The organism is Nocardia sp. NPDC024068, from assembly GCF_040638875.1.
Taxonomy (GTDB): Bacteria; Actinomycetota; Actinomycetes; order Mycobacteriales; family Mycobacteriaceae; genus Nocardia.
Genome location: NZ_JBEZYU010000125.1, coordinates 1 through 1859 on the forward strand (window position 1 = coordinate 1; position 1859 = coordinate 1859).

Genomic DNA, 1859 nt, shown 5'->3' on the forward strand with positions numbered 1-1859 from the left:
GTGGCCGCGTTACGCAGGAAGTTGGACGTGGCAGCAGACGCCAAGAGGGCCGAACCCCGCGCGGCGAAGCCGCGCCAAAAAACACAGCACCCTCCCGACCCCGGCACCGCCGAGTCGCGACAAATAGGCTGCAACCGTGGTCGAGCGAAATGATGTCGGTGTGCCGAGGACCGTTCGGGGTGCGGGCGGGTTGGTGACCCTGGAGGGCGCCGTCGCCGTGACCGTCGCGGTGGTCCTGATCGTGCGCGCGCTGCTGGGGCACGATGAGGACGCCATCAGCGGTTACGGGACGGCCATGTGGTTCGGGATCCTCGGCGGCGCCGTGCTCGCGGCCGGCATCGGGTTGCTGTTCGGGCAGCGGTGGGGGCGGGCGATCGCCGTGATCACCCAGTTGCTGCTGCTGCCGGTCGTGTGGTCGCTGTTGTTCGGGTCGCAGCAGCCGCTCTACGGAACGTTGCTCGGTGTGGTCGCGCTGGGAGCGCTGGGGTTGTTGTTCGCACCCCCTACCTCCCGGTGGGCGGCGCAGGAGTACGGGGCGATCGGCGAGGAGTGACCAGCCGGGCGGTCAGGCCGGGGATTCGGGTGGCGCGGTCGCGGCCAGCGCGGTGAGGGCGTCGCCGGAGAGGCGATAGCCGACCCATTCGTCCTGGATGACGGCCCCGAGTGATTCGTAGAACCCGATCGACGGTGTGTTCCAGGTCAGGACCGACCAGCTGACTCTGCTGTAACCGTGGGCATGGGCTTCCTGAGCGAGGGCGGCCAGGAGGGCGCGGCCGAGCCCGCTGCCGCGCGCTTCCGGAGTGACGAAGAGATCCTCCAGGTAGATGCCGTGTACCCCATCCCAGGTCGAGAAGTTCAGGAACCAGATGGCGCAGCCGGCGATCCGGTCGTCGAGCAGCGCGGTATGGGCGAAGACCGCGGCGCCGGGCCCGAACAGCGCGGTATGGAGTTGGCCGGCGGTGAGCGTGCACTCGTGGCGGGCCTTCTCGTAGTCGGCCAGGCCGTAGACGAGGTCGACGAGTGCGGGTACATCGCCGGGGACGGCGCGGCGGACTTGCACAGCGGGTGTCACCGGCACGGAAACCTCCTGGATCGGGCCGCGGGCGGCCGGGTACGGGTCCCCGGACCCCGCCGAGGCGCCCGGGGCGGCGTCAAAACGACCCCGGACGTAGATTGTGCGCCCATAACGTGGGCTCCGCGTGTTCGAACCCCAGCACGCTGACGGCGGCCGTCGTCAGCGCGAATCGGCGGCCTTCCCGGACCTCGAAGCCGAGCCAGCGGGCGATCACGGCGCGGGAGAAGTGGCCGTGCCCGACGAGGATCACATCGCGGGAATCCAGTGCGGCGGTCGCGGCACCCAGCACCCGGTCGGCACGGTCGCGGATCTGCTCGGCCGATTCGCCCCCGGGCACCGGCGCGGTCCACACGGTCCAGCCGGGTGCCTGTTCCCGGATCTCCGGGGTGGTGCGGCCCTCGTAGTCCCCGTAGTCCCATTCGGCGAGGTCCGGTTCGACCCGCGCGTCACACAGCCCCGCGAGTTCGGCGGTGCGGCGGGCCCGGAGCCGGGGACTGACGTAGACCAGCGGATCCCGCAGATCCAACCCCGCGACGGTCCGCCCGGCAGCGGCGGCCTGTTGTTCACCGGCGCCGGTCAGCGGTAGGTCGGTGCGGCCGGTGTGCCGATGCGCCACGGACCAGTCGGTCTCGCCGTGGCGCAACAGCACGATGCGGGGGTTGTCGGGTGCGGGCACCGACACAGTGTTATTGGAGCGGCTCCGCCGCTCGAGGGTGGGGCCCTATTAACCCGGTTCTTCACTCCCGCCGGTCGGTCGCTGCGCTCCCTCCCTCTGGTCGCTCCA

3 protein-coding genes are annotated in these 1859 nt (G+C 70.8%); 1 reads left to right on the top strand and 2 read right to left on the bottom strand.

Features of this window, described 5'->3' with window-relative positions:
• Positions 1 to 160: 160 nt before the first annotated feature.
• On the top strand, positions 161 to 553 hold the full coding sequence (locus AB0F41_RS31540; protein WP_357430250.1) for a hypothetical protein: 393 nt from the start codon (positions 161 to 163) through the stop codon (positions 551 to 553).
• Positions 554 to 565: 12 nt separating this feature from the next.
• Here AB0F41_RS31540 and AB0F41_RS31545 read toward each other — a convergent pair whose 3' ends face one another.
• Positions 566 to 1078, bottom strand: coding sequence for a GNAT family N-acetyltransferase (locus tag AB0F41_RS31545; protein ID WP_357430252.1), 513 nt, complete (start codon positions 1076 to 1078; stop codon positions 566 to 568).
• Positions 1079 to 1151: 73 nt separating this feature from the next.
• The gene (locus tag AB0F41_RS31550) at positions 1152 to 1751 is read right to left on the bottom strand and encodes an acid phosphatase (protein WP_357430254.1); all 600 of its coding nucleotides are present in this window, start codon (positions 1749 to 1751) and stop codon (positions 1152 to 1154) included.
• Between the last annotated feature and the right edge of the window lie 108 nt (positions 1752 to 1859).